At 60.0% G+C, this 1,047-nt stretch carries 1 protein-coding gene; it reads right to left on the bottom strand.

The window, feature by feature from the left end:
- The coding region (locus QWJ46_RS31040) for an IS481 family transposase (protein WP_302756367.1) at nt 1-964 on the bottom strand (964 nt) is incomplete at its 3' end.
- Nucleotides 965-1,047: the final 83 nt, after the last annotated feature.

A 1,047-nucleotide genomic window follows, 5' to 3' on the forward strand; every position in this document is an offset into this window, starting at 1 on the left:
TGTGGAGCCTCAACAGGTTGTCCTGGGTAAGAGCGAGTCTGCTGATTGGTGGTTTTGAATTTAGGCTTCCGTGAGGCCTGTGCCAATTGTAGCGATGGAGCCATCGTGGCAGCTCGGCGGCGCGCGTGTCTGAGTTGGGATAGGCGACAGCGTAGGCCCACTCTCTGAGGGCGGTCTGGATGAAGCGTTCTGCCTTTCCGTTGGTTTGGGGCGTGTATGGTTTGGTGCGAACATGCTTGAGGCCATTTTTGCGGCAAGCTTGAGTAAAGGCCTTTGATGTGTAGCAGGGACCGTTGTCGGTCATGACGCGCTCGACCGCGATCCCGAGGCTGGCATAATAGGCCAATGCCGCCTTCAGGAAGGCTACGGCGCTCTCTTTCGTTTCATCAGGCAATATCTGTGAGAAAGCGATGCGAGAGGCATCGTCGATGGCCACATGAACGCATTCCCAACCGGCGCCCCAATTCTTCCCCCTGCGCGAACTCTGCCGGGTGCGATCGCCAGTGATGCGGTGGCCGACCTCGTGGAACCGGCCAAGCTTTTTGATGTCGATATGAATCATCTCGCCGGGAGCCTGGCGTTCGTAACGGCGCACAGGTTCGGTCGGCTCGATATCCTTGAGCCGGGAGAGGCCCGCGCGCTTGAGCACCCGGCTCACCGTCGCTGCAGACACACCGGTTTCGATTGCGATGTGCTTGCCGGTCAGGCGCTGGCGGCGAAGCGTGATGATGCGCTCCGCCAGCGCCTGACCGGTCTGCCGGGGCATGACATGAGGTCGGGACGAACGATCGAGCATAGCCTCTCGACCACCGCCCTTGAAACGCTCGACCCAGCGGGCGACGATCTTGGCCGAGACGCCATAGGCCTGTGCTGCCTGAGCCTGAGTCAGATGCCCCTCGATAACAGCAAGGGCCATTTCTTCCCGGCGCAACGGTGTCAGTCGGGCATTCTTATGAATGTTCATTCGCGGCGATCCCTCCGACTCGAGATGTGGTAGCTCCAGTCTCCTCGATCCGCTCCGAATGGACAACCTCCCGAAAGCTCACA

The organism is Rhizobium sp. CBN3 (assembly GCF_030518245.1).
Taxonomy (GTDB): domain Bacteria; phylum Pseudomonadota; class Alphaproteobacteria; order Rhizobiales; family Rhizobiaceae; genus Rhizobium; species Rhizobium aethiopicum_A.